Annotated in this window: 22 protein-coding genes; 18 read left to right on the top strand and 4 right to left on the bottom strand. The window is 62.1% G+C overall.

What is annotated here, in order from left to right; translation table 11 throughout:
* Positions 1-70: 70 nt before the first annotated feature.
* Both NKH03_RS07425 and NKH03_RS07420 read left to right on the top strand, forming a co-directional pair.
* Positions 71-1,336, top strand: a complete 1,266-nt coding sequence (locus tag NKH03_RS07425; protein WP_352967878.1) for an NAD(P)/FAD-dependent oxidoreductase — start codon at positions 71-73, stop codon at positions 1,334-1,336.
* A gap of 148 nt (positions 1,337-1,484) precedes the next feature.
* On the top strand, positions 1,485-3,464 hold the full coding sequence (locus tag NKH03_RS07420) for a bifunctional 2',3'-cyclic-nucleotide 2'-phosphodiesterase/3'-nucleotidase (protein WP_352967876.1): 1,980 nt from the start codon (positions 1,485-1,487) through the stop codon (positions 3,462-3,464).
* 47 nt (positions 3,465-3,511) lie between these two features.
* Here NKH03_RS07420 and NKH03_RS07415 read toward each other — a convergent pair whose 3' ends face one another.
* Entirely contained in the window at positions 3,512-4,771 is a 1,260-nt protein-coding gene (locus tag NKH03_RS07415; RefSeq protein WP_352868386.1) for a class I SAM-dependent methyltransferase, read from the bottom strand.
* A 1-nt stretch (position 4,772) separates the two neighbouring features.
* The gene (locus NKH03_RS07410) at positions 4,773-5,042 is read right to left on the bottom strand and encodes a DUF1365 family protein (protein WP_352967917.1); all 270 of its coding nucleotides are present in this window, start codon (positions 5,040-5,042) and stop codon (positions 4,773-4,775) included.
* 78 nt (positions 5,043-5,120) lie between these two features.
* On the opposite strand from NKH03_RS07410, the gene NKH03_RS07405 reads away from it, so the two are divergent.
* From NKH03_RS07405 to NKH03_RS07330, 16 genes are all read left to right on the top strand, one after another.
* A complete protein-coding gene (locus tag NKH03_RS07405; RefSeq protein WP_352868389.1) occupies positions 5,121-5,255 on the top strand; it encodes a hypothetical protein in 135 nt (44 codons plus the stop codon).
* Between the two features lie 99 nt (positions 5,256-5,354).
* Entirely contained in the window at positions 5,355-5,645 is a 291-nt protein-coding gene (locus NKH03_RS07400) for a Dabb family protein (RefSeq protein WP_352868392.1), read from the top strand.
* A gap of 109 nt (positions 5,646-5,754) precedes the next feature.
* Positions 5,755-6,645 (top strand): VOC family protein, encoded by an 891-nt coding sequence (locus NKH03_RS07395; RefSeq protein WP_352967874.1) that lies wholly within the window; start codon positions 5,755-5,757, stop codon positions 6,643-6,645.
* Positions 6,642-7,487 (top strand): 3-deoxy-8-phosphooctulonate synthase, encoded by an 846-nt coding sequence (kdsA, locus tag NKH03_RS07390; protein ID WP_352868397.1) that lies wholly within the window; start codon positions 6,642-6,644, stop codon positions 7,485-7,487. Before NKH03_RS07395 ends, kdsA begins: the two co-directional genes overlap by 4 nt.
* Before the next feature lie 95 nt (positions 7,488-7,582).
* On the top strand, positions 7,583-7,786 hold the full coding sequence (locus NKH03_RS07385) for a dodecin family protein (protein WP_352868399.1): 204 nt from the start codon (positions 7,583-7,585) through the stop codon (positions 7,784-7,786).
* Positions 7,787-7,871: 85 nt separating this feature from the next.
* Entirely contained in the window at positions 7,872-8,237 is a 366-nt protein-coding gene (locus NKH03_RS07380) for a PRC-barrel domain-containing protein (protein ID WP_352967872.1), read from the top strand.
* A 493-nt stretch (positions 8,238-8,730) separates the two neighbouring features.
* Complete coding sequence (eno, locus tag NKH03_RS07375) at positions 8,731-10,005, top strand: phosphopyruvate hydratase (RefSeq protein WP_352657940.1); 1,275 nt, start codon at positions 8,731-8,733, stop codon at positions 10,003-10,005.
* 163 nt (positions 10,006-10,168) lie between these two features.
* Positions 10,169-10,492 (top strand): FtsB family cell division protein, encoded by a 324-nt coding sequence (locus tag NKH03_RS07370; RefSeq protein WP_352868403.1) that lies wholly within the window; start codon positions 10,169-10,171, stop codon positions 10,490-10,492.
* A 193-nt stretch (positions 10,493-10,685) separates the two neighbouring features.
* The gene (gene pdhA / locus NKH03_RS07365) at positions 10,686-11,723 is read left to right on the top strand and encodes a pyruvate dehydrogenase (acetyl-transferring) E1 component subunit alpha (RefSeq protein ID WP_352967870.1); all 1,038 of its coding nucleotides are present in this window, start codon (positions 10,686-10,688) and stop codon (positions 11,721-11,723) included.
* A 15-nt stretch (positions 11,724-11,738) separates the two neighbouring features.
* The gene (locus NKH03_RS07360; RefSeq protein ID WP_352967868.1) at positions 11,739-13,139 is read left to right on the top strand and encodes a pyruvate dehydrogenase complex E1 component subunit beta; all 1,401 of its coding nucleotides are present in this window, start codon (positions 11,739-11,741) and stop codon (positions 13,137-13,139) included.
* A 19-nt stretch (positions 13,140-13,158) separates the two neighbouring features.
* Positions 13,159-14,568, top strand: a complete 1,410-nt coding sequence (locus NKH03_RS07355; protein ID WP_352967866.1) for a pyruvate dehydrogenase complex dihydrolipoamide acetyltransferase — start codon at positions 13,159-13,161, stop codon at positions 14,566-14,568.
* Positions 14,569-14,676: 108 nt separating this feature from the next.
* Positions 14,677-15,312 (top strand): SGNH/GDSL hydrolase family protein, encoded by a 636-nt coding sequence (locus NKH03_RS07350; protein WP_352967864.1) that lies wholly within the window; start codon positions 14,677-14,679, stop codon positions 15,310-15,312.
* A gap of 16 nt (positions 15,313-15,328) precedes the next feature.
* Positions 15,329-16,774 (top strand): dihydrolipoyl dehydrogenase, encoded by a 1,446-nt coding sequence (gene lpdA / locus NKH03_RS07345; protein ID WP_352967862.1) that lies wholly within the window; start codon positions 15,329-15,331, stop codon positions 16,772-16,774.
* Between the two features lie 99 nt (positions 16,775-16,873).
* Positions 16,874-17,131, top strand: coding sequence for a GlsB/YeaQ/YmgE family stress response membrane protein (locus tag NKH03_RS07340; protein WP_352967860.1), 258 nt, complete (start codon positions 16,874-16,876; stop codon positions 17,129-17,131).
* A 138-nt stretch (positions 17,132-17,269) separates the two neighbouring features.
* On the top strand, positions 17,270-18,235 hold the full coding sequence (lipA, locus tag NKH03_RS07335; protein ID WP_352967858.1) for a lipoyl synthase: 966 nt from the start codon (positions 17,270-17,272) through the stop codon (positions 18,233-18,235).
* Positions 18,236-18,245: 10 nt separating this feature from the next.
* A complete protein-coding gene (locus NKH03_RS07330; RefSeq protein WP_352876332.1) occupies positions 18,246-18,707 on the top strand; it encodes a type II toxin-antitoxin system RatA family toxin in 462 nt (153 codons plus the stop codon).
* Here the strand turns inward: NKH03_RS07330 and NKH03_RS07325 are convergent.
* A complete protein-coding gene (locus tag NKH03_RS07325) occupies positions 18,683-19,192 on the bottom strand; it encodes a CinA family protein (RefSeq protein WP_352967856.1) in 510 nt (169 codons plus the stop codon). The two genes, NKH03_RS07330 and NKH03_RS07325, sit on opposite strands and share 25 nt — an antisense overlap.
* Positions 19,189-20,418, bottom strand: coding sequence for a bifunctional 2-C-methyl-D-erythritol 4-phosphate cytidylyltransferase/2-C-methyl-D-erythritol 2,4-cyclodiphosphate synthase (locus NKH03_RS07320; RefSeq protein ID WP_352967855.1), 1,230 nt, complete (start codon positions 20,416-20,418; stop codon positions 19,189-19,191). The genes NKH03_RS07325 and NKH03_RS07320 overlap by 4 nt, the downstream gene beginning before the upstream one ends.
* Positions 20,419-20,492 lie beyond the last annotated feature (74 nt).

Below are 20,492 nucleotides of genomic sequence, written 5' to 3'. Positions count from 1 at the left end.
CAAAGGATGGAGCGTTGTTGCAGTGCACAAAAATACCTACATCAGGTCAGATGCATTGGGGTGAATTGAGATGAACCAAGCCAGCCATCATGTCGTCGTCGTCGGCGCGGGTTTCGGCGGTCTCGAATTCACACGTGCGCTTGGCGGTGCGCCGGTGCGCATCACCATGATCGACAAGCGTAACCATCACCTCTTCCAGCCGCTGCTCTACCAGGTGGCGACCACGGCGCTGGCGACATCCGAGATTGCCTGGCCGGTCCGCCATCTGCTGCACAAGCGTAAGGACGTGACGACATTGCTCGCCAATGTCGTCGGCGTCGATCGCGCCGGCAAACGCGTGCTGCTCGAAGACGGCAGCGCGGTCGCCTACGACACGCTGCTGCTCGCCACCGGTGCCCGCCATGCCTATTTCGGCCATGACGAGTGGGAGCCTTTCGCGCCTGGCCTGAAGACGCTGGAGGACGCCACCACGGTTCGGCGGCGCATACTTCTGGCTTTCGAGCAGGCCGAGCGTGAGACCGATCCCGCCAAACGCCAGGCGCTGCTGACCATTGCGATCGTCGGTGGCGGACCGACCGGCGTGGAGCTGGCCGGCACCATCGTCGAGCTGGCACATGACACGCTGCATGGCGAGTTCCGCAACATCGATACACGCGACACGCGCGTGGTGCTGATCGAGGCCGGTGACCGTATTCTGGCCAATTTCGCACCGAAGCTTTCCGACTATGCCTCGAAGGCGCTCGAGCGGCTCGGCGTGACGGTCGAACTCGGCCGGGCTGTTACGCGTTGCGACGCCGAGGGCGTCGTCTTCGGCGACAAGCACCTGGCGGCGAAGACGATCCTGTGGGCGGCAGGCGTTGCCGCTTCACCGGCCGCCGAGTGGCTCGGCGCGGCGGCGGACCGGGCGGGCAGGGTGCTCGTCGAGCCCGATCTGAGCGTCCCTGGCAGCCCGGAGATTTTCGTCATCGGCGATGCCGCTCATGTCCTGCGGCCTGACGGGCGGCCCGTTCCTGGGGTGGCGCCCGCCGCCAAGCAGCAGGGCCGGCATGTTGCCGCCACGCTGAAGGCGCGGCTTGCCGGCGACACCACCTCGCGCCCGTTCCACTATAGGCATGACGGCGATCTCGCCACGATCGGCAAGCGTGCCGCCGTGATCGACTTCGGCTGGATCAAGCTCACCGGCTGGGCGGCCTGGTGGCTGTGGGGGATTGCACACATCTATTTCCTGATCGGCTTCCGCAACCGTCTCGCCGTTTCGTTGAGCTGGCTATGGATTTACGCGACGGGTCAGCGCAGCGCGCGACTGATCACCCAGGGCGACGACGACAAGGGCTGATCTTCCCCGGCTGCGTATGTTCATCCGCGCGTCATCCGTTGCTGATCGACCGATGTTCGATGCGCGCGACTTCTTGAATGGACTCGGATGAGTTTCAGCGCGAAGTTCGCTCTGGGGCAGGGCTTGTTGTGTCGTCGAGGAAGAAAACATGTCGCAACTGCTCCATCCCGTCTCCCGCCGCGATCTCCTTGCGGGCGTCGCCGCCGCAGGGGCGCTGGTCATGCTGCATCCGTTCTCGGCCCGCGCTCAAGGCAACCAGGCGCATCTTCGGATCATGGAAACCACCGACATCCATGTGAACGTGCTGCCTTACGACTACTACGCCGACAAAGCGAACGACACGATGGGCCTGTCGCGCACGGCTTCCCTCATCGACGCGGTGCGCAAGGAAGCCGTCAATTCGATGCTGATCGACAATGGCGACCTGCTGCAGGGCAATCCGATGGGCGACTACATCGCCTATGAGAAGGGCCTGAAGGACGGCGACCTGCATCCGGTCATGAGAGGCATGAACCTGCTCGGCTACGAGTGCTCGACACTGGGCAACCACGAGTTCAACTACGGCCTGTCTTTCCTGGACAAGGTGCTGGCCGGCGCCAATTTTCCCTTCGTCTGCGCCAATTTGATACGCGGCACCGAGCTTGCCGCGAACCCGCGCGACGACAAGCTCTATCTGAAGCCCTACGTCATCCTCGACAAGAAGATCAAGGACGGCTCGGGCGCCGAGCAACCGATCAGGATTGGCATCATCGGCTTCGTGCCACCGCAGATCATGGTCTGGGATCTCAAGAACCTGGAAGGCAACGTCAAGACGCGCGACATCGTCGAGGCGGCCAAGGCCTGGGTGCCGCAAATGAAGGAGGAGGGCGCCGACATCGTCATCGCGCTCTCGCATTCCGGCATCGACGTGAAGCAGGGCGAGATGATGGAGAACGCCTCGTTCTTCGTCGCCGGGGTCGACGGCATCGATGCGGTGTTCACAGGTCACCAGCATCTGGTGTTCCCCGGCAAGAAGGATTTCCAGTCGCTCGAGGGCGTCGACACGCAGAAAGGCACGCTGCAAGGCAAACCCGCCGTCATGGGTGGCTTCTGGGGCTCGCATATGGGGCTGGTCGACCTGATGCTGGAGCGCGATGGGTCGAAATGGAAGGTCGTTTCAGCCACTTCCGAGGCACGGCCGATCTTCGAACGCGTCGACAACAAGAACAAGCCGACCGTCCCGGACGACAAGCGCATCATCGCGGCGCTCGAACAGGACCACCAGGCGACATTGGCTTATGTGCGCCGCCCCGTCGGCAAGACCTCCGCGCCGCTCTATTCCTATTTCGCGCTGGTCGCCGACGATCCGTCGGTGCAGGTCGTCAGCCAGGCGCAGACCTGGTACCTCCGGGATATTCTGAAGAACACGCAATGGAAGGATGTGCCGCTGCTGTCGGCCGCCGCTCCCTTCAAGGCCGGCGGGCGCAACGGCGCCGACTACTATACCGACGTGCCGGCCGGCGACATCGCCATCAAGAACGTTGCCGATCTTTACCTCTATCCGAACACGGTGCGGGCGGTGGAAATCACCGGTGCGCAGGTCAAGGAATGGCTGGAAATGTCGGCTGGCATCTTCAACCGGATCGAGCGGGGGAAGGCCGACCAGGCCCTCATCAACACCGACTTCCCATCCTACAATTTCGACGTCATCGACGGCGTCACCTACAGGATAGACCTGTCGCAGCCACCGAAATACGATGCCAAGGGCGGGCTGGCGAATGCCGGTGCCAATCGTATCATTGACTTGATGTTCGGCGGAAAACCGATTGATACCAAACAGAAATTCGTCGTTGCGACCAACAATTACCGTGCCGGCGGCGGTGGCAATTTCCCTGACATCAATGCCTCGAAGATCATTTATGAAGCGCCTGACACCAATCGCGACGTCATCGTTCGCTACATTGTGAGCGAAGGCACGATCAACCCGTCGGCGGACGACAATTGGTCGTTCGTGCCGCTGCCCGGAACCAGCGCCGTGTTCGAAACCGGCGCCAAGGCGAAGGATTTTATTGGGCGGGTGAAATCGCTGAAGATCGAACCGGCGGGTGAGGGCGAGGCAGGATTCGCGAAATACCGCATCCTGCTCTGACCACTTCCGTTCGAAGCTCGGTTCCATGCCGTCACGGCGGCGTCGATCTAATAAGCCTTGTAGACCACCTGGCGCACGTCGATGTAGCTGGCGCGGAATCCGGCCTCGCAATAGTGCAGGTAGAACTCCCAGAGCTTCTTGAAGCGGTCGTCGAAGCCGAGCGGGACGATCTTCTCCCATGACGCCCAGAATCGGTGGCGCCATTCGGCGAGCGTGCGGGCATAGTCGTCGGGAAACACGTGTTCGCGCAGATGGGCGAGGCCATGATCCCTGCCGAGCGCCTTGAGGATAGACGGCGTCGGCAGCATGCCACCGGGGAACACGTAGCGCTGGATGAAATCCGGCCTTGCGCGATAGGTGTCGTAAGAAGCTTCGTTGATGGTGATGATCTGCAGGCCAGCAGTGCCGCCGGGCTTCAGGCAGGCCTTCATTTTGCTGAAGAATAGTGGCCAGTATTTCTCGCCGACCGCCTCGAACATCTCGATCGAGGCGATGCGGTCATAGGTGCCGGTTTCGTCGCGATAATCCTGCAGCTTGATGTCGACCTTGTCGGCAAGTCCGGCCTTGGCGATGCGCGCCGTGGCGAAATCGTGCTGCTCGCGGCTGATTGTCAGCCCTGTCACCCGGCAGCCGATCTCGCGCGCCGCGAATTCGGCGAAGCCACCCCAGCCGCAGCCGATTTCCAGCACATGGTCCTTCGGATCGATCCCGATATCCTTCGCCAGCGCGCGATATTTGGCGGCCTGGCCGCTTTCCAGGTCGTTGGCACCGGTCGTATAGAGCGCCGAGGAGTAGGTCATGCTCGGATCGAGCCATTCCTTGTAGAAGGCGTTGCCAAGGTCGTAATGCGCCGAGATGTTGCGCCTCGAGCCGGTGCGTGTGTTCTGGTTGAACCAGTGGCGGATGCGCTGGACGGTGTTGATGAGCCAGCTGGTGCCGCCCGCGATACGCTCGCCGATGGCCGAATTGATCACGAACAGCTCCAGGAAGCTGGTCACGTCGGGGCTATCCCAATCGCCATCCATGTAGGATTCGGCAACGCCGATCGTGCCGCCGGAAAAGGCGCGGCCGGGCAAGCGCCAGTTCTTGAGCACCAGTTCGGCGTCCGGGCCGGGTCCCTTGCCGCCGACGAGGACGGCGCGGCCGTCCGGCATCCTGACCTTGAGCGAACCGCGCGGCAGGTTCATCGCCGCCGACAGCACCATGCGTGCCTTGGCCGGCAGACCTTTGACGATCTCGGCGAAATTGAATTCGTCGAGCCTGATCGCGTCGCTCAACGCCATGCCATGATGTTCCTTGTGTGCCATCTCACGCGCCCCTGACTTCCGCGGTGTCGGCGCAAATTGCCGAGCCCCGGTTCTCGCGGTTCATTCGCCAGGTTCGAACACCGTTGCGTGGTCCCGGCAGCTGACCGGTTCGGCGATCGGCGGTCTCGAACGAAGCGCGCGCCCTTTTTCGCCTGAGCTTCAGCGCTTCCCAGTGAATCCTTGCGACAATCTTCCACGTCATGAGGGGGAACTTCAAGAGGCAGGCTGCAAGCTGGGCTGTGCCAAGTGGGTTGCTCTCGCCGGCGTGGATCTGCCTTTTTGCACAGCAAGGGCCGAACGCGCCAAAAACGCCTATGGCTGCGGCATTGCGTGTGCGATAGATTTAGCCATGCGTTATGTAGTCGTCATTGCCGCCATCGCGTTTTTCCTGATCTGGGATGGCATATACAATCAGGGCCGGTATCTCGACTCCACGGTGAGGGGCGCCACGCACTTCGCGCGGTCCGTCACCAACAATATCTAACGTCTGCTCGAACGACCGGCGGCCGCGACATCCTTGTCGATTGACGCCACCGTGCTGCCGTCACAAAAGACCTCCGGCATTTAGATCGAGGAGGCGGCGTTGATCCGGCATATCGTTTTCTTCAGCGCGCGGCGTAAGGAGGACGTGGAGGCAGTGCGCACCGGCCTGCTGGCGCTCGGCAACATTCCTCATTCCAGCCTTTTCGAGGTCACCTTGAACACCAAGGTGGACCCGCTGTCGGATGAGGTCGATGTGGTCGTCTATGCGGAATTCGCCGATGACGCCGCGCTGGCCGCCTACAAGGCGCACCCGCTCTATGCGCGGACCACCAGCAAGGTCAAACCACTGCGCGAGCTGCGCTACTCCGCCGATGTCGTCGCGGGGAGCTGATCGAGACCACGCTCCGGCCTTTAGGCGTCCCATGAAATAGCCGGGTGGACTGGCCCGGATTGCGATCAAGTCTTGAACCGGTTTGCGGAATGATGCACATCGCGCCTGCATGACCCGAACCACAGCCACCGGCGCCCATCCGCTCGATCATCTGGTGCTGCCGACGCAGAGCCTCGATGTGGCGCGAGCCCGGCTCACCACGCTCGGCTTCGTCGTTGCACCGACCGGGGTCCATCCCTTCGGGACCGAAAACTGTTGTGTGTTCCTCGCCGACGGCACCTATCTCGAACCACTGGCTGTCGGCGATTCGCAGGCCGCGACGACGGCCATTGCCGAAGGCAATGTCTTCGTCGCGCGCGACCGCATCTATCGCGACAACCGTGGTGACGAGGGATTCTCCGCCATGGTTCTCTCTACCGGCAATGCCGATGCCGATCATGCGCGCTACCTCGAGGCCGGCATCTCGGCGGGGGACACGCTTAGCTTTTCGCGCGCCTTCACGGACCCGGCGGGCAAAAGCGACGTCGCATCGTTCAAGCTCGCCTTTGCGGCGGGAGCCAAGGCCACGGACGCTTTCCTGTTTGCCTGCGAGCGGGTCAACGCGCCTGACGTGGACCGTGCGGCTTTGCAGGCGCACGCCAACGGCGCCACTGGAATTGTCGAGATCGTAGCTGTCAGCGACCAACCTGCCGAACAGCATGGATTGATTTCGGTGGCGGTGGACAATCCGACCACCGACAGCCCGGGCGGCACATTTCACTTGCCGAATGCGGATCTGAGCGTGCTCGACCCAGCCTCTTTCACCGCGCGCTTTGGCCTGCCGGCCGGTGCGCCGACGGACCTTCGCTTCGCCGCGGTGGTCTTTTCGGTCCGGAGCGCCGATGTCACATCGCGGCTGCTTGCAGCCAATTCCATCCAACACGATATAGCGGGCAATGATATTGTCGTGCGGCCTGCACCCGGACAGGGCGCGGCCTTCATCTTCCGGGAGATCCCATGAGCATACCCCTGGCGCCCAATTCATCGGTAACCGTCGGCAATGTCGTCTTCGACAACAATGCAGCCTTGGCGCTGATCGCCGGCCCTTGCCAGTTTGAATCGCGCCAGCATGCCTTCGATATGGCCGGCGCGCTGAAGGAACTGACCGGCAAGCTCGGCATAGGCCTCGTCTACAAGACCAGCTACGACAAGGCCAACCGCACTTCGCTGTCGGCGACGCGGGGTGCCGGCATGGATGCGGCACTTCCCGTCTTCGACGAACTGCGCAAGGCATTTTCGCTCCCCGTGCTGACCGATGTCCACACCGAGGAGCAGTGCGCCATCGTCGCGCCGCATGTCGACGTCCTGCAGATTCCGGCTTTCCTGTCGCGCCAGACCGACATGCTGGTCGCCGCCGCCAAAACGGGCAAGGTGATCAACGTGAAGAAGGGGCAGTTCCTTGCCCCCTGGGACATGAAGAACGTCGTCGCCAAGATCACCGGCTCCGGCAACGCCAATGTGCTGACCACCGAGCGCGGTGTCTCCTTCGGCTACAACACGCTGGTCTCCGACATGCGCGCTTTGCCTGTCATGGCCGAGATCGGCGCGCCGGTGATCTTCGACGCCACCCATTCGGTGCAGCAGCCGGGCGGGCAGGGCGGCTCCTCGGGTGGTGAGCGCCGCTTTGTCGAGACTCTGGCACGCGCCGCCGTCGCCGTCGGCGTTGCCGGCGTGTTCATCGAGACCCATCAGGATCCGGATAATTCGACCTCTTCCGATGGCCCGAACATGCTGCCGCTGAAGGACATGCCGGCCCTGCTCGAGCGGCTGATGGCATTCGATCGCATCGCCAAGGGTCACTAAGCCAGGCACATCCTTCGCCGACTGTCGGCGCTTGTGATCGGCATAAGCCGACTGTACGCTTGCCCGGCAAATGAGCGTTTTGGCAGGAGGAAGCCATGTCCGTCGCCCGCGTCACCGAAATCACCTCGTCGTCGAACAAGAGCTTTCAGGACGCCATCGAACAGGGGATTGCGCGCGCATCGAAAACCCTGAAGAACGTCGAAGGCGCCTGGATCCAGGATCAGAAGATCGTCGTCGAGGACGGCAAGATTACCGCCTATCGCGTCAACATGAAGGTGACTTTCATCCTCGCGGAGTGACCGGCCCGCAGCCGAAAAAAGTCGGGAACTTTCGCCCGCGCCCCTCATTGTCCAAGCAGAGTTAACGACAATGAGGAGCAAGATCATGACAACCCAGACTGGCCACACCGAGGCCATCGCGGCTTCGCGAGTCATTGGCACGTCGGTCTACAACACCGAGGGCAAGAGCATCGGCAGCATCCAGGACGTCATGCTCGACAAGACGTCGAACGGCATCATGTTCGCAGTGATCGGTTTTGGCGGCTTCCTCGGCATCGGCGAGAAGTATCACGCGATACCGTGGGCAAGCCTGGACTACGACGAGGACAAGGGCGGCTATGTCGTGCCGTTCTCCAAGGAACAGCTGAAGGCCGCACCCGCCTATTCGATCAACGAACTGGCCGGCGCGGATGGCGAGGCGGCACGCGACGCGTCCTATGACTACTACAAGGTCACGCCTTACTGGCATTGATGCCTGCTAGCAAAAGGCCCCGTCGAGAGATCGACGGGGCCTTTTGGATTCGAGGCACACCTATCCGCTTATATGCGGCGCCGACAAGGGCGCCGCAGCCTTGGGCGGCGACTGCTGATTGTCGCACGACGTCAGAAAGGCCGCCGCGATCAGGAACAGACTCACGATACCACTCAACTGGGACATGGCGAAACTCCTCCTGTTTCGCCCCGCGCATCCGCACCATAGCCGGAAGCCGCTCTGCCGCACATGACTTATGATGACAGCGATTTGCGCTTCGTGAATCGTGATGCATGTCGCCCAAAAGTGGCCCCGGTTTTGGGAGAACGACATGCATAAAAACAAACATCTAAAGCGCGGCGCCTAAATCCGTTCAAACGCGACGCGCTTTAGGCTGACGCCACGGCAATAATTGCGAGCCGGCCGATTGCCTTTTACGGCACTTTGGCTAAGACGTGCGCGACGCTTCTTAAGATCAATCGAGGACATCGCAATGACCGCCATCATCGACATTGTCGGGCGTGAAATCCTGGACAGCCGTGGAAATCCGACCGTCGAGGTCGACGTCATTCTCGAAGACGGCTCGATGGGCCGCGCGGCGGTGCCGTCGGGCGCTTCGACCGGCGCCCACGAGGCCGTCGAACTGCGCGACGGCGGCGCCCGCTATCTCGGCAAGGGCGTGCTCAAGGCTGTTGAGGCGGTGAATGGCGAGCTGTTCGAGGCGATCGGCGGCATGGAAGCCGAAAATCAGATCCACATCGACCAGACCATGATCGAGCTCGACGGCACACCCAACAAGAGCCGGCTCGGCGCCAACGCCATTCTCGGCGTGTCGCTGGCGGTGGCCAAGGCCGCCGCCGAAGCAGCCGGCCTGCCGCTCTACCGCTATGTCGGCGGCACCAAGGCGCATCTCCTGCCGGTGCCGATGATGAACATCATCAATGGCGGCGCGCATGCCGACAACCCGATCGACTTCCAGGAATTCATGATCCTGCCGATCGGCGCGCCGACGCTGCGTGAAGGTGTCCGCTGGGGTTCGGAAATCTTCCACACGCTGAGGAAGAAGCTGAAGGATGCCGGCCACAACACCAATGTCGGCGACGAGGGCGGCTTTGCCCCGAATTTGAAAAGTGCGCCTGTGGCGCTCGATTTCATCATGGAATCGATCGAGCAGGCCGGCTTCAAGCCGGGCGAGGAGATTGCGCTCGGCCTCGATTGCGCCGCGACCGAGTTCTTCAAGGACGGCAACTACGTCTATGAGGGCGAGAAGAAGACGCGCGACCCCAAGGCGCAGGCCAAGTACCTGGCCAAGCTTGCCGCCGACTATCCGATCATCTCGATCGAGGACGGCCTGGCCGAGGACGATTGGGAAGGCTGGAAGTACCTGACCGATCTGATCGGCAAGAAGACCCAGCTGGTCGGCGACGATTTGTTCGTCACCAACACCGCACGGCTGCGCGACGGCATTCGCATGGGCGTTGCCAATTCGATTCTGGTCAAGGTCAACCAGATCGGCTCGCTGACGGAAACGCTCGACGCCGTCGAAACCGCGCACAAGGCCGGCTACACCGCCGTCATGTCGCACCGCTCGGGCGAAACCGAGGATTCGACCATTGCCGATCTCGCGGTCGCCACCAATTGCGGACAGATCAAGACCGGCTCGCTGTCGCGCTCCGACCGCATGGCCAAGTACAACCAGCTGATCCGCATCGAGGAAGAGCTCGGCAAGCAAGCAAGCTACGCCGGCAAGTCGGTGGTCAAGGGCTGATCCGTAAGCACGCTAACGTCGAATATCGGATGAAAGGGCGGGAGCATTCCCGCCCTTTTTCATTTCGACAAGGCCCCGCCGGTCATCCGTAACCGTCCGTTAAGCACAATCGAGCGAAAAAGATCGTGAGCCGCCTGAGTTCGCGGCCGAGAGGAATCGGGCGATGTGGACGCGTCAGCACAAGCAGAGAAACACCGGCCGGCTGATCATCCCCTCGCTCTGCGCGGCGTTTTTGGCTTATTTCGGCTTTCATGCCTATCACGGCGAATTCGGCATCTACTCGAAATACCAGCTGGAAGCCCAGACGGTAGCGCTGCAAGGCCAACTCGATGCGATCAAGGCACGCCGCATGGAACTTGAGCGCCGCGTTCGGCTCATGCATGAAGGCACGCTTGAGAAGGACATGCTCGACGAGCAGGCGCGCAAGGCGCTCAATCTGTCCCAGGCAGACGAAATCACCATCATGTTGCCGTCCGTCGAGAAATAACTGATATCCAGTTAATCGGCAATATTTTCAATGATTTTAATCGCTTAGGTGCATGCCAGCTATGCAAATTCGGCATGGCGCAACGCTCTTACGCGTGTTAGCTTCCCATAAATCGATGGGGAGGAGCTCATCTCCCCAGAGCAGATTTCATCTGCTCTAATGTCCACAAAGAGACGCCAACAGGGAGTGATGCATGGCTACCGCCGCCAGAAAAGCGCCTGCCAAATCCAAATCCGACGGCAAATCGGGGCTTTCGGCCCCCAAGCCTGCCGAATTCACCAAGGACGAAGAGCTTGCCGCCTACCGGCACATGCTGCTCATCCGCCGTTTTGAGGAAAAGGCCGGCCAGCTTTATGGCATGGGCTTCATCGGTGGCTTCTGCCACCTCTATATCGGCCAGGAAGCGGTCGTCACGGGCATGAAGATGGCGCTGATCGACGGCGATCAGATGATCACCGCCTATCGCGACCACGGCCACATGCTGGCGATGGAGCTGTCGCCGCGTGGCGTCATGGCCGAGCTGACCGGGCGTCGTGGCGGCCTGTCACGGGGCAAGGGCGGCTCCATGCACATGTTCTCCAAGGAAAAGCATTTTTATGGCGGCCACGGCATCGTCGGCGCGCAGGTTTCGCTCGGCACCGGGCTGGCCTTCGCTAACCGCTACCGCGACAACAACAATGTCTCGCTGACCTATTTCGGCGACGGTGCGGCCAACCAAGGCCAAGTCTATGAAAGCTTCAACATGGCCTCGCTGTGGAAGCTGCCGGTGATCTACATCATCGAGAACAACCGCTATGCCATGGGCACCTCGGTTTCGCGCTCTTCGGCGGAAACCAACTTTTCGCATCGCGGCGCCTCGTTCAAGATCCCCGGCATCCAGGTCGATGGCATGGACGTGCGCGCCGTGAAGGCCGCCGGCGACCAGGCGACCGAATGGTGCCGCGCCGGCAACGGACCGATCATTCTCGAAATGCAGACCTACCGCTATCGCGGTCACTCGATGTCCGACCCGGCGAAATACCGCTCGAAGGAAGAAGTGCAGAAGATGCGCTCGGACCATGACCCGATCGAGCAGGTCAAGGCGCGGCTGACCGGGAAGAAGTGGGCGACCGAGGACGAGCTCAAGGCCATCGACAAGGAGGTTCGTGACGTCGTTGCGGACGCCGCCGAATTTGCCCAGAACGACGCGGAGCCGGCTCCGTCCGAGCTCTGGACCGATATCGTATTGTAACGGGAGGGCAAGGACATGCCGATCGAAATTCTCATGCCCGCTCTCTCGCCGACCATGGAAGAGGGCAATCTTTCCAAGTGGTTGAAGAACGAGGGCGACAAGGTCGTCGCCGGCGACGTCCTCGCCGAGATCGAGACCGACAAGGCGACGATGGAAGTCGAAGCCGTTGACGAAGGCACGCTGGGCAAGATCCTGATCGCCGCCGGCACCGAAGGCGTCAAGGTCAACACGCCGATCGCTGTTTTATTGCAGGACGGCGAAAGTGCTGGAGATATCGGCAAGGCCGCTGCTCCCGCCAAGGCGGAAGCGCCTGATAAGGCGAAGGCTCCAGCAGCCGAGGACAAGGCTGAGGCCGCTAAGCCCGCCGCCGCGCCGGTCGCCGCCGCCCCCAGGACGGAAATCGCCGCCGATCCGGATATTCCGGCCGGCACGGAAATGGTCTCGACCACGGTGCGCGAGGCGCTGCGCGATGCGATGGCCGAGGAAATGCGCCGCGATGGCGATGTCTTCGTCATGGGCGAGGAGGTCGCCGAATACCAGGGCGCCTACAAGATCACGCAAGGCCTGCTGCAGGAATTCGGACCGCGCCGCGTCGTCGACACGCCGATCACCGAGCACGGCTTTGCCGGCGTCGGCGTGGGTGCCGCGATGGCCGGCCTGAAGCCGATCGTCGAGTTCATGACCTTCAACTTCGCCATGCAGGCGATCGACCAGATCATCAACTCGGCCGCCAAGACGCTCTATATGTCGGGCGGCCAGATGGGCGCTCCGATCGTGTTCCGCGGACCGAACGGTGCCGCCGCCCGGGTCGCCGCCCAGCACTCGCAGTGCTATGCCGCCTGGTACAGCCACATTCCGGGCCTGAAAGTGGTGATGCCTTACACCGCCGCCGACGCCAAGGGCTTGCTCAAGGCTGCGATCCGCGATCCCAATCCGATTATCTTCCTCGAGAACGAAATCCTCTACGGCCAGTCCTTCGACGTGCCGAAGCTGGATGATTTCGTGCTGCCGATCGGCAAGGCGCGCATCCACAAGACCGGCAAGGACGTCACCATCGTCTCCTTCGGCATCGGCATGACCTATGCGGTCAAGGCCGAGGCCGAACTGCGCGGCCTGGGCATCGACGTCGAGATCATCGATCTCAGGACCATCCGGCCGCTCGACCTCGACACCATCATCGCCTCGGTCAAGAAGACCAACCGGTTGGTCGTGGTGGAGGAAGGCTACCCGCAGAGTTCGGTCGGCGACCATATCGCCAACCAGGTGTCGCAGCGCGCCTTCGACTTCCTCGACGCTCCGGTGATCACCGTTGCCGGCAAGGATGTGCCAATGCCCTATGCGGCCAACCTCGAAAAGCTGGCTTTGCCCAATATCGGCGAGGTCATCGAGGCGGTCAAAGCCGTCACGTATCGCTGAATCGGGCGGGAGGACAAAAATGCCAATCAACATCACCATGCCGGCCCTGTCGCCCACGATGGAAGAGGGCAATCTGTCCAAGTGGCTGGTCAAGGAAGGCGACAAGGTTTCGCCGGGCGATGTCATTGCCGAGATCGAGACCGACAAGGCTACGATGGAAGTCGAGGCAGTCGATGAGGGCACGGTTGCCAAGCTCGTCGTTCCCGCCGGCACCGAGGGCGTCAAGGTCAACGCGCTGATCGCCGTGCTGGCTGCCGAGGGTGAAGATGCGGGCGCTGCCGCGAAAAGCGGTGGGGCTGCCGAACCAGCGAAAGCCGAGGCCAAGCAGGATATCGCGCCAATCTCCCCACCCGTGGGGGAGATGTCGACCAAGTCGACAGAGGGGGGCGCTGTTCCGCAAACGTCTCATTCTGTCACGCCCCCCTCTGCCCTGCCGGGCATCTCCCCCACAACGGGGGAGATTGGCCAATCGGCGGGCGAGCGCATCTTCGCCTCGCCGCTCGCGCGGCGCATCGCCAGGGAAGCCGGCGTCGATGTCACTGCCCTATCCGGCACCGGCCCGCATGGCCGCGTCGTCAAGGCCGATGTCGACGCGGCGATTGCCGGTGGCGGCGCCAAGGCGGCGCCTGCCGCCAAGGCTCCCGCTGGCGCTCCGGCGGCTGCCCCTGCCGTGAAGGCGATGTCGGACGATCAGGTGCTCAAACTATTCGAGCAAGGCTCCTACGACCTCGTCCCGCATGACAATATGCGCAAGACCATCGCGCGCCGGCTGGTCGAGGCCAAGACCACCATCCCGCATTTCTACCTGACGCTCGACTGCGAACTCGATGCGCTCTTGGCGCTGCGCACGCAGATCAATGCGGCGGCGCCGGTGAAGAAGACCGAAAAGGGCGAGGCTCCCGCCTACAAGCTGTCGGTCAACGACATGGTCATCAAGGCGATGGCGATGGCGCTGAAGGCGGTGCCGGATGCCAATGCGTCGTGGACGGAAAGCGCCATGGTCAAGCACAAGCATGCCGATGTCGGCGTTGCCGTGTCGATCCCGGGTGGCTTGATCACGCCGATCATCCGCAAGGCGGACGAAAAGACGCTGTCCACCATCTCCAACGAGATGAAGGATCTGGCCAGTCGCGCGCGCAGCCGCAAGCTGAAGCCGGAAGAGTATCAGGGCGGCACCACGGCGGTGTCCAATCTCGGCATGTTCGGCATCAAGGACTTTGCCGCGGTCATCAACCCGCCGCATGCGACGATCCTGGCGGTTGGCGCCGGCGAAGAGCGGGCTGTGGTCAAGAATGGCGAGATCAGAATAGCCACCGTGATGTCGGTGACATTGTCGACCGACCATCGTGCCGTCGACGGTGCGCTCGGTGCCGAACTGCTGGTCGCCTTCAAGCGGCTGATTGAGAACCCGATGGGCATGCTGGTCTAGGAAGGGAGAGGGCGGTGCGGATAGTCTTCACCAGCCTTTTTGCCTTCATGATTGGCTGTTCGTGCGCCGGCGGTTGAGACGCGGTTTGATTAACGCATAGGTGGGCGCATGAAGACGGTTCTTTGCTACGGCGACTCGCTGACCTGGGGCTACAACGCCGAAGGTGGCCGTCACCCGCTTGAAGACCGCTGGCCAAGCGTGCTGCAGGCGGGGCTCGGTGGTGCCGCCGAAGTCATTGCCGAGGGCCTCAATGGCCGCACCACCGCCTTCGATGACCATCTGGCCGGCGCCGATCGCAATGGCGCCAGGCTGCTGCCGACGATCCTGACAACGCACGCGCCGATCGATTTGATCGTCTTCATGCTCGGCGCCAACGATATGAAGCCGTGGATCCATGGCAACCCGGTAGCGGCCAAGCAAGGCATCCAGCGTCTGTTCGACATCGTGCGTGGTCATGACTACCCGTTCGACTGGCCGGCGCCGCAGATCCTGATCGTTTCGCCGCCCGTGGTCAGCCGCACCGACAATGCCGAATTCAAGGAAATGTTTGCCGGCGGTGACGATGCTTCGACCCGGCTGGCGCCGCTCTATGCTGCCCTTGCCGATGAGGTTGGTTGCGGCTTCTTCGATGCAGGCACGGTGGCGCAAACCACCCCGCTCGACGGCGTCCACCTCGATGCCGAAAACACACGGAACATCGGCAAGGCGCTGACGCCGCTCGTGCGCGTCATGCTGGAACTGTGAATCAAGGAGAAAAATCGTGGCTGAGAACTACGACGTCATCATCATCGGCTCCGGCCCCGGCGGCTATGTCACGGCGGTGCGTTCCGCCCAGCTCGGTTTCAAGACGGCGATTGTGGAGCGCGAGCATCTCGGCGGCATCTGCCTCAACTGGGGCTGCATACCGACCAAGGCGCTGCTGCGCTCGGCCGAGATCATGCACTATTCGGATCATCTGAAGGATTACGGGCTGAAGCTCGACGGAAAGGTCAGCGTCGACACGGCTGCCGTGGTCGACCGCTCGCGAAAAGTCTCGCTGCGGCTCAATGGCGGCGTTGCCTTCCTGATGAAGAAGAACAAGGTCGACGTCATCTGGGGCGAGGCCAAGCTCTCGAAACCCGGCGAGGTTGTCGTGTCGAAGACCGCCAAGAAGCCGATGGAGCCGCAGCCGCCGGTGCCGAAAGGCGTCAAGGGCGAGGGCACCTACACCGCCAAACACATCATCCTGGCGACCGGTGCGCGGCCGCGCGCGCTGCCAGGCATCGAGCCGGACGGCAGACTGATCTGGACCTATTTCGAGGCCATGGTGCCGAAGGAGATGCCGAAGTCGCTGCTGGTCATGGGATCAGGCGCCATCGGGATCGAATTCGCCTCCTTCTACCGCACCATGGGCGCCGACGTGACGGTGGTCGAACTGCTACCGGCGGTGATGCCGGTCGAGGACGCCGAAGTCTCGAAATTCGCGCAGAAGCAGTTCGAGAAGCAAGGCATGAAGATCATCCTCGAAGCCAAGGTGAGCAAGGTCGAGAAGGGTGCCAACTCGGTCACTGCCCATGTCGAGATGAAGGATGGCAAGGTCGAGAAGATCACCGCCGACCGCATGATCTCGGCCGTCGGCGTGCAGGGAAACATCGAGAATCTCGGGCTTGAGGCACTCGGCGTGAAGACCGAGCGCGGCTGCGTCGTCGTCGACGGCTACGGCAAGACCAATGTGCCGGGCATCTACGCCATCGGCGATGTCGCCGGCCCGCCAATGCTTGCCCACAAGGCCGAGCATGAGGGTGTGGTGTGCGTCGAAAAGATCGCCAATTTCCCCGGCGTGCATGCCACCGACAAGCTCAAGATTCCAGGCTGCACCTACTGCAATCCGCAGGTCGCCTCCGTCGGCCTGACGGAAGCCAAGGCCAAGGCGGAAGGCAAGGATATCCGGGTCGGGCGCTTCCAGTTCGCCGCCAATGGCAAGGCCATCGCGCTGGGCGAAGACCAAGGCTTCATCAAGACCATCTTCGACAAGAAGACTGGTCAACTGCTCGGCGCGCACATGGTCGGCGCCGAAGTGACCGAACTGATACAGGGGTTTGTCGTGGCGATGAACCTCGAAACGACCGAGGAAGAGTTGATGCACACCATCTTCCCGCACCCGACGCTGTCGGAGATGATGAAGGAAAGCGTGCTCGACGCCTATGGTCGCGCGCTTAACGCATGATAGATTGGCCGCACGAGACTCAAGCGCGCAAGCCGCGGGATCTCGGCGGCAAGGCAGTTCGCTTCCGGATGCATTTTCACTCGTGCAAGGAGAGGACATATGGACGTGAATGGCGTGGGCTGGATCGCAGCCATCATCATCGGCGGGCTGGCGGGTTGGTTTGCCGAGATGGTCATGAAGAGCAACACCGGCATCTTCATGAACATTATTTTGGGTATCGTCGGCGCGATCGTACTGAACGCCATTCTGCAGGCACTCAATTTCGGCCCGTTCGGCGTCGGCTGGACTGCTTATCTGATCACCGGCTTTATCGGCGCCTGCCTGCTGATCTGGGCTGGGCGTCTTGTGCGCCGTTAACACCGCTGAATATCCGCTATGCGAAAAAGGCTGTTGCGGCATGCGCCGCCGCGGCCTTTTTCTTTGCGCTGAAAAGCCTTAGATGACCTTATGACAGCGAACGCCTGACTGGCGATCGCGAACGAACCAGGTTTCCCGATGGTCACTGTCCTCGATACGATTGCCAACGCACCGCGCTTGCGGCATCCGGAAAAGGCGCACAAGCCTGACCAGGACGTGCTGCGCAAGCCCGACTGGATCCGCGTCAAGGCGCCGATGTCGAAGGGTTATGCCGAAACGCGCGAAATCGTGAAGTCGAACAGGCTGGTGACGGTCTGCGAAGAAGCCGGCTGTCCCAACATCGGCGAGTGCTGGGAGAAGAAGCACGCCACCTTCATGATCATGGGCGAAATCTGCACGCGCGCCTGCGCGTTCTGCAACGTCGCCACCGGCATTCCGACAGCACTGGATCCTGATGAACCGGCTCGCGTAGCGCACGCTGTCAAGCAGATGGGCTTGACCCATGTCGTCATCACCTCGGTCGACCGCGACGATCTCGCCGATGGCGGTGCGCAGCATTTCGCCGAAGTTATCCGCGCCATCCGGGCGGCAACGCCCTCGACGACGATCGAAATCCTGACGCCCGACTTCCTGCGCAAGGAAGGCGCGCTGGAGATCGTCGTGGCGGCCAAGCCCGACGTCTTCAACCACAATCTGGAGACCGTGCCGTCGAACTATCTGACGGTTCGTCCGGGCGCCCGCTATTTCCATTCGATCCGGCTGCTGCAACGGGTCAAGGAACTCGACCCGTCGATCTTCACCAAGTCCGGCATCATGGTGGGTCTCGGCGAAGAGCGGAACGAAATCCTGCAACTGATGGACGATCTGCGTTCGGCCAATGTCGACTTCATGACCATCGGCCAGTATCTGCAGCCGTCGAAGAAGCACCATCCGGTGATCCGCTTCGTCACGCCGGAGGAGTTCAAGTCCTTCGAGACGATCGGCCGGACCAAGGGTTTCCTGCTGGTGGCGTCGAGCCCGCTGACGCGCTCGTCGCATCATGCCGGCGACGATTTCGCCAGGCTGCGCGCGGCACGGGAAGCGCAACTTCAGAAATCGGTCTAGCGCTGGTTGCATGCCGAAGTTTGAAGCCACCCGCCGCGTATCCCACACGCCGGACCAGATGTTCGCGCTGGTCGCCGATGTAGAATCCTATCCGCAATTCCTGCCGCTTTGCGAGGCGCTGACGGTTCGCTCGCGCAAGGAGCGTGACGGACGCACGGTTCTCCTCGCCGACATGAGCATCGGCTACAAGGCGATCCGCGAAACCTTCACGACGCAGGTGCTGCTGAAACCCGACGAGAACACCATCGACGTGAAATACATCGACGGCCCGTTCAAATATCTGAGCAATGTCTGGCGTTTCGAGCCCGACGGCAACGCCGGCTGCACGGTCCGCTTCTTCATCGACTATGAGTTCAAAAGCCGCATTCTGGGCGCGGTGATGGGAACCATGTTCGATCGCGCCTTCCGCATGTTCGCCGAGGCTTTCGAGAAGCGCGCGGACGTCATCTACGGTGCAGCACCTTCTACTTGACGCGAGCCAAGCACACGCAAACCCAGTTCCAACGCGTGCCGGACCGTTTCACGGCGGATGAAATCGCGACCTTTGTCGGCAAAGATCTTGTGTTCGGCGGTCACGGCCTGGCCGTCCAGGCCGATGCCGAACCAGACCAGGCCGACAGGCTTTTCCACGGAGCCGCCGCCTGGCCCGGCTATGCCGGTGACCGCAAGGGTGAGCCCGGCGCGCGAACGGGCAAGCGCGCCTTTCGCCATCTCAATCGCGGTCTCGCGCGAAACCGCGCCGTATGTCTCAAGCGTGGCGGCGGAGACACCGAGCATGTCCATCTTGGCTTCGTTGGAATAGGTGATGAAGCCGCGATCGACCACGGCGGAGGAGCCGGCGATGTCGGTCAACGCGGCGATGATCATGCCGCCGGTGCAGCTTTCCGCCGTCGCCAGCATGATGCCGCGCTTTTGGCAGGCTTGCAGCAAGGCATTTGCCAACTCGTTGTTACTCATTCCGGCACCTCGCCGGGAAACACCACGCTGGCGGTTGCGATCGCCGCTATGCCTTCCTCGCGCCCGACAAAGCCGAGCTTCTCGTTGGTTGTCGCCTTGATCGAGATGCGGTCCGGTGAAATTGCCAGCATCCGCGACAGAGCCGCGGTCATCGCGTCACGATGCGGGCCGACACGCGGCGCCTCGCAGATCAGCGTGATATCGGCATTGGCGATGCGTCCGCCGCGCTCGCGCACCAGCCTTGCCGCATGCTCGACGAATATCCTGGACGCAGCGCCTTTCCACTGCGGGTCGGACGGCGGGAAATGCGTGCCGATGTCGCCGGCGCCGCAAGTCGCCAGCAGCGCATCGGTCAAGGCGTGCAGGCCGACATCGGCGTCGGAATGGCCGGACAGTTTCTTGTCATGCGCAATGGCGACGCCGCACAGGGTGACATGGTCGCCGGGCTCGAAGGCATGGACGTCGTAACCATTGCCGGTCCGGATGTCGGGAAAGCGCACGCGTTCGCCGGAAAGTCTCTGGTCCGCCATCGCAATATCCCGTGCCCAGGTGAGTTTGACATTATCCGGCGAGCCCGGAACGATCCTGACCGGAATATGCGCCCATTCGGCGATCGCGGCGTCGTCGGTGAAATCCATTTTTCCCAGATGATGGGCTTTCTCGTGCGCGGCAAGAATGGGCCAGAACGGAAAGCCCTGTGGCGTTTGCGCCGCGTGAAGCCCACTGCGGGAAACGGTTTCTCCGACCACGCCAGAGGCCGACTCACGTTTCAGCGTGTCGGCGACGGGCAGGGCAGGCAACGCCCCCTCGCGCTCGCCGATGGCAGCGATCGTGCGGTCGATAAGGTCCGCGTCGACGAACGGACGGACGGCGTCGTGGATCAGAACCCGCCCTGGCGCGTGGCTTCTCAGCGCAAGCAGTCCCAGCCGGACCGATGCCTGCCTGGTCGCCCCGCCCATGATGAGGATGACCCGTTCGGCGTTGGCGCCCACCGCCTGCAGGAACAGTTCGTGGTCGTCGGCATGGATGGCGACAACAACCTCGCCGATTCGCGAGTGGGTCAGAAAAATTTCCATTGTGTGCGCGATGACGGCATAGCCGCCAATGTGTTGATATTGCTTCGGCCCATTGGCCTGTCCGGCACGCGCGCCGCGGCCGGCCGCAACGATCACCACGGCGACCTTGCCATCCTCACTTGAAACGCGATTTTCACTTGCGTCAGTCATGTTGACTGGTCCTAACGTACGATCCCGAAAAGTGTAATCGGTTTTCGGAAAGATCATGCGCTAAGTGTGAAATT

Source organism: Mesorhizobium sp. M1406, from assembly GCF_040317555.1.
In the GTDB taxonomy this organism is placed as follows: Bacteria; Pseudomonadota; Alphaproteobacteria; order Rhizobiales; family Rhizobiaceae; genus Mesorhizobium.
The sequence above is the reverse complement of the archived record's forward strand: the minus strand, read 5'-3'. Positions and strand labels throughout refer to the sequence as shown.

Bases quoted from the DNA above. Each gene is read 5' to 3' on its own strand.
- NKH03_RS07420 (WP_352967876.1), top strand. From the start codon at position 1,485: ATGTCGCAACTGCTCCATCCCGTCTCCCGCCGCGATCTCCTTGCGGGC.
- NKH03_RS07360 (WP_352967868.1), top strand. From the start codon at position 11,739: ATGCCGATCGAAATTCTCATGCCCGCTCTCTCGCCGACCATGGAAGAG.
- NKH03_RS07350 (WP_352967864.1), top strand. From the start codon at position 14,677: ATGAAGACGGTTCTTTGCTACGGCGACTCGCTGACCTGGGGCTACAAC.
- NKH03_RS07415 (WP_352868386.1), bottom strand. From the start codon at position 4,771: ATGGCACACAAGGAACATCATGGCATGGCGTTGAGCGACGCGATCAGG.
- NKH03_RS07425 (WP_352967878.1), top strand. From the start codon at position 71: ATGAACCAAGCCAGCCATCATGTCGTCGTCGTCGGCGCGGGTTTCGGC.
- NKH03_RS07330 (WP_352876332.1), top strand. From the start codon at position 18,246: ATGCCGAAGTTTGAAGCCACCCGCCGCGTATCCCACACGCCGGACCAG.
- NKH03_RS07325 (WP_352967856.1), bottom strand. From the start codon at position 19,192: ATGAGTAACAACGAGTTGGCAAATGCCTTGCTGCAAGCCTGCCAAAAG.
- lipA (WP_352967858.1), top strand. From the start codon at position 17,270: ATGGTCACTGTCCTCGATACGATTGCCAACGCACCGCGCTTGCGGCAT.
- NKH03_RS07395 (WP_352967874.1), top strand. From the start codon at position 5,755: ATGACCCGAACCACAGCCACCGGCGCCCATCCGCTCGATCATCTGGTG.
- NKH03_RS07340 (WP_352967860.1), top strand. From the start codon at position 16,874: ATGGACGTGAATGGCGTGGGCTGGATCGCAGCCATCATCATCGGCGGG.
- NKH03_RS07355 (WP_352967866.1), top strand. From the start codon at position 13,159: ATGCCAATCAACATCACCATGCCGGCCCTGTCGCCCACGATGGAAGAG.
- kdsA (WP_352868397.1), top strand. From the start codon at position 6,642: ATGAGCATACCCCTGGCGCCCAATTCATCGGTAACCGTCGGCAATGTC.
- NKH03_RS07385 (WP_352868399.1), top strand. From the start codon at position 7,583: ATGTCCGTCGCCCGCGTCACCGAAATCACCTCGTCGTCGAACAAGAGC.
- NKH03_RS07405 (WP_352868389.1), top strand. From the start codon at position 5,121: ATGCGTTATGTAGTCGTCATTGCCGCCATCGCGTTTTTCCTGATCTGG.
- NKH03_RS07380 (WP_352967872.1), top strand. From the start codon at position 7,872: ATGACAACCCAGACTGGCCACACCGAGGCCATCGCGGCTTCGCGAGTC.
- NKH03_RS07320 (WP_352967855.1), bottom strand. From the start codon at position 20,418: ATGACTGACGCAAGTGAAAATCGCGTTTCAAGTGAGGATGGCAAGGTC.
- NKH03_RS07370 (WP_352868403.1), top strand. From the start codon at position 10,169: ATGTGGACGCGTCAGCACAAGCAGAGAAACACCGGCCGGCTGATCATC.
- eno (WP_352657940.1), top strand. From the start codon at position 8,731: ATGACCGCCATCATCGACATTGTCGGGCGTGAAATCCTGGACAGCCGT.
- pdhA (WP_352967870.1), top strand. From the start codon at position 10,686: ATGGCTACCGCCGCCAGAAAAGCGCCTGCCAAATCCAAATCCGACGGC.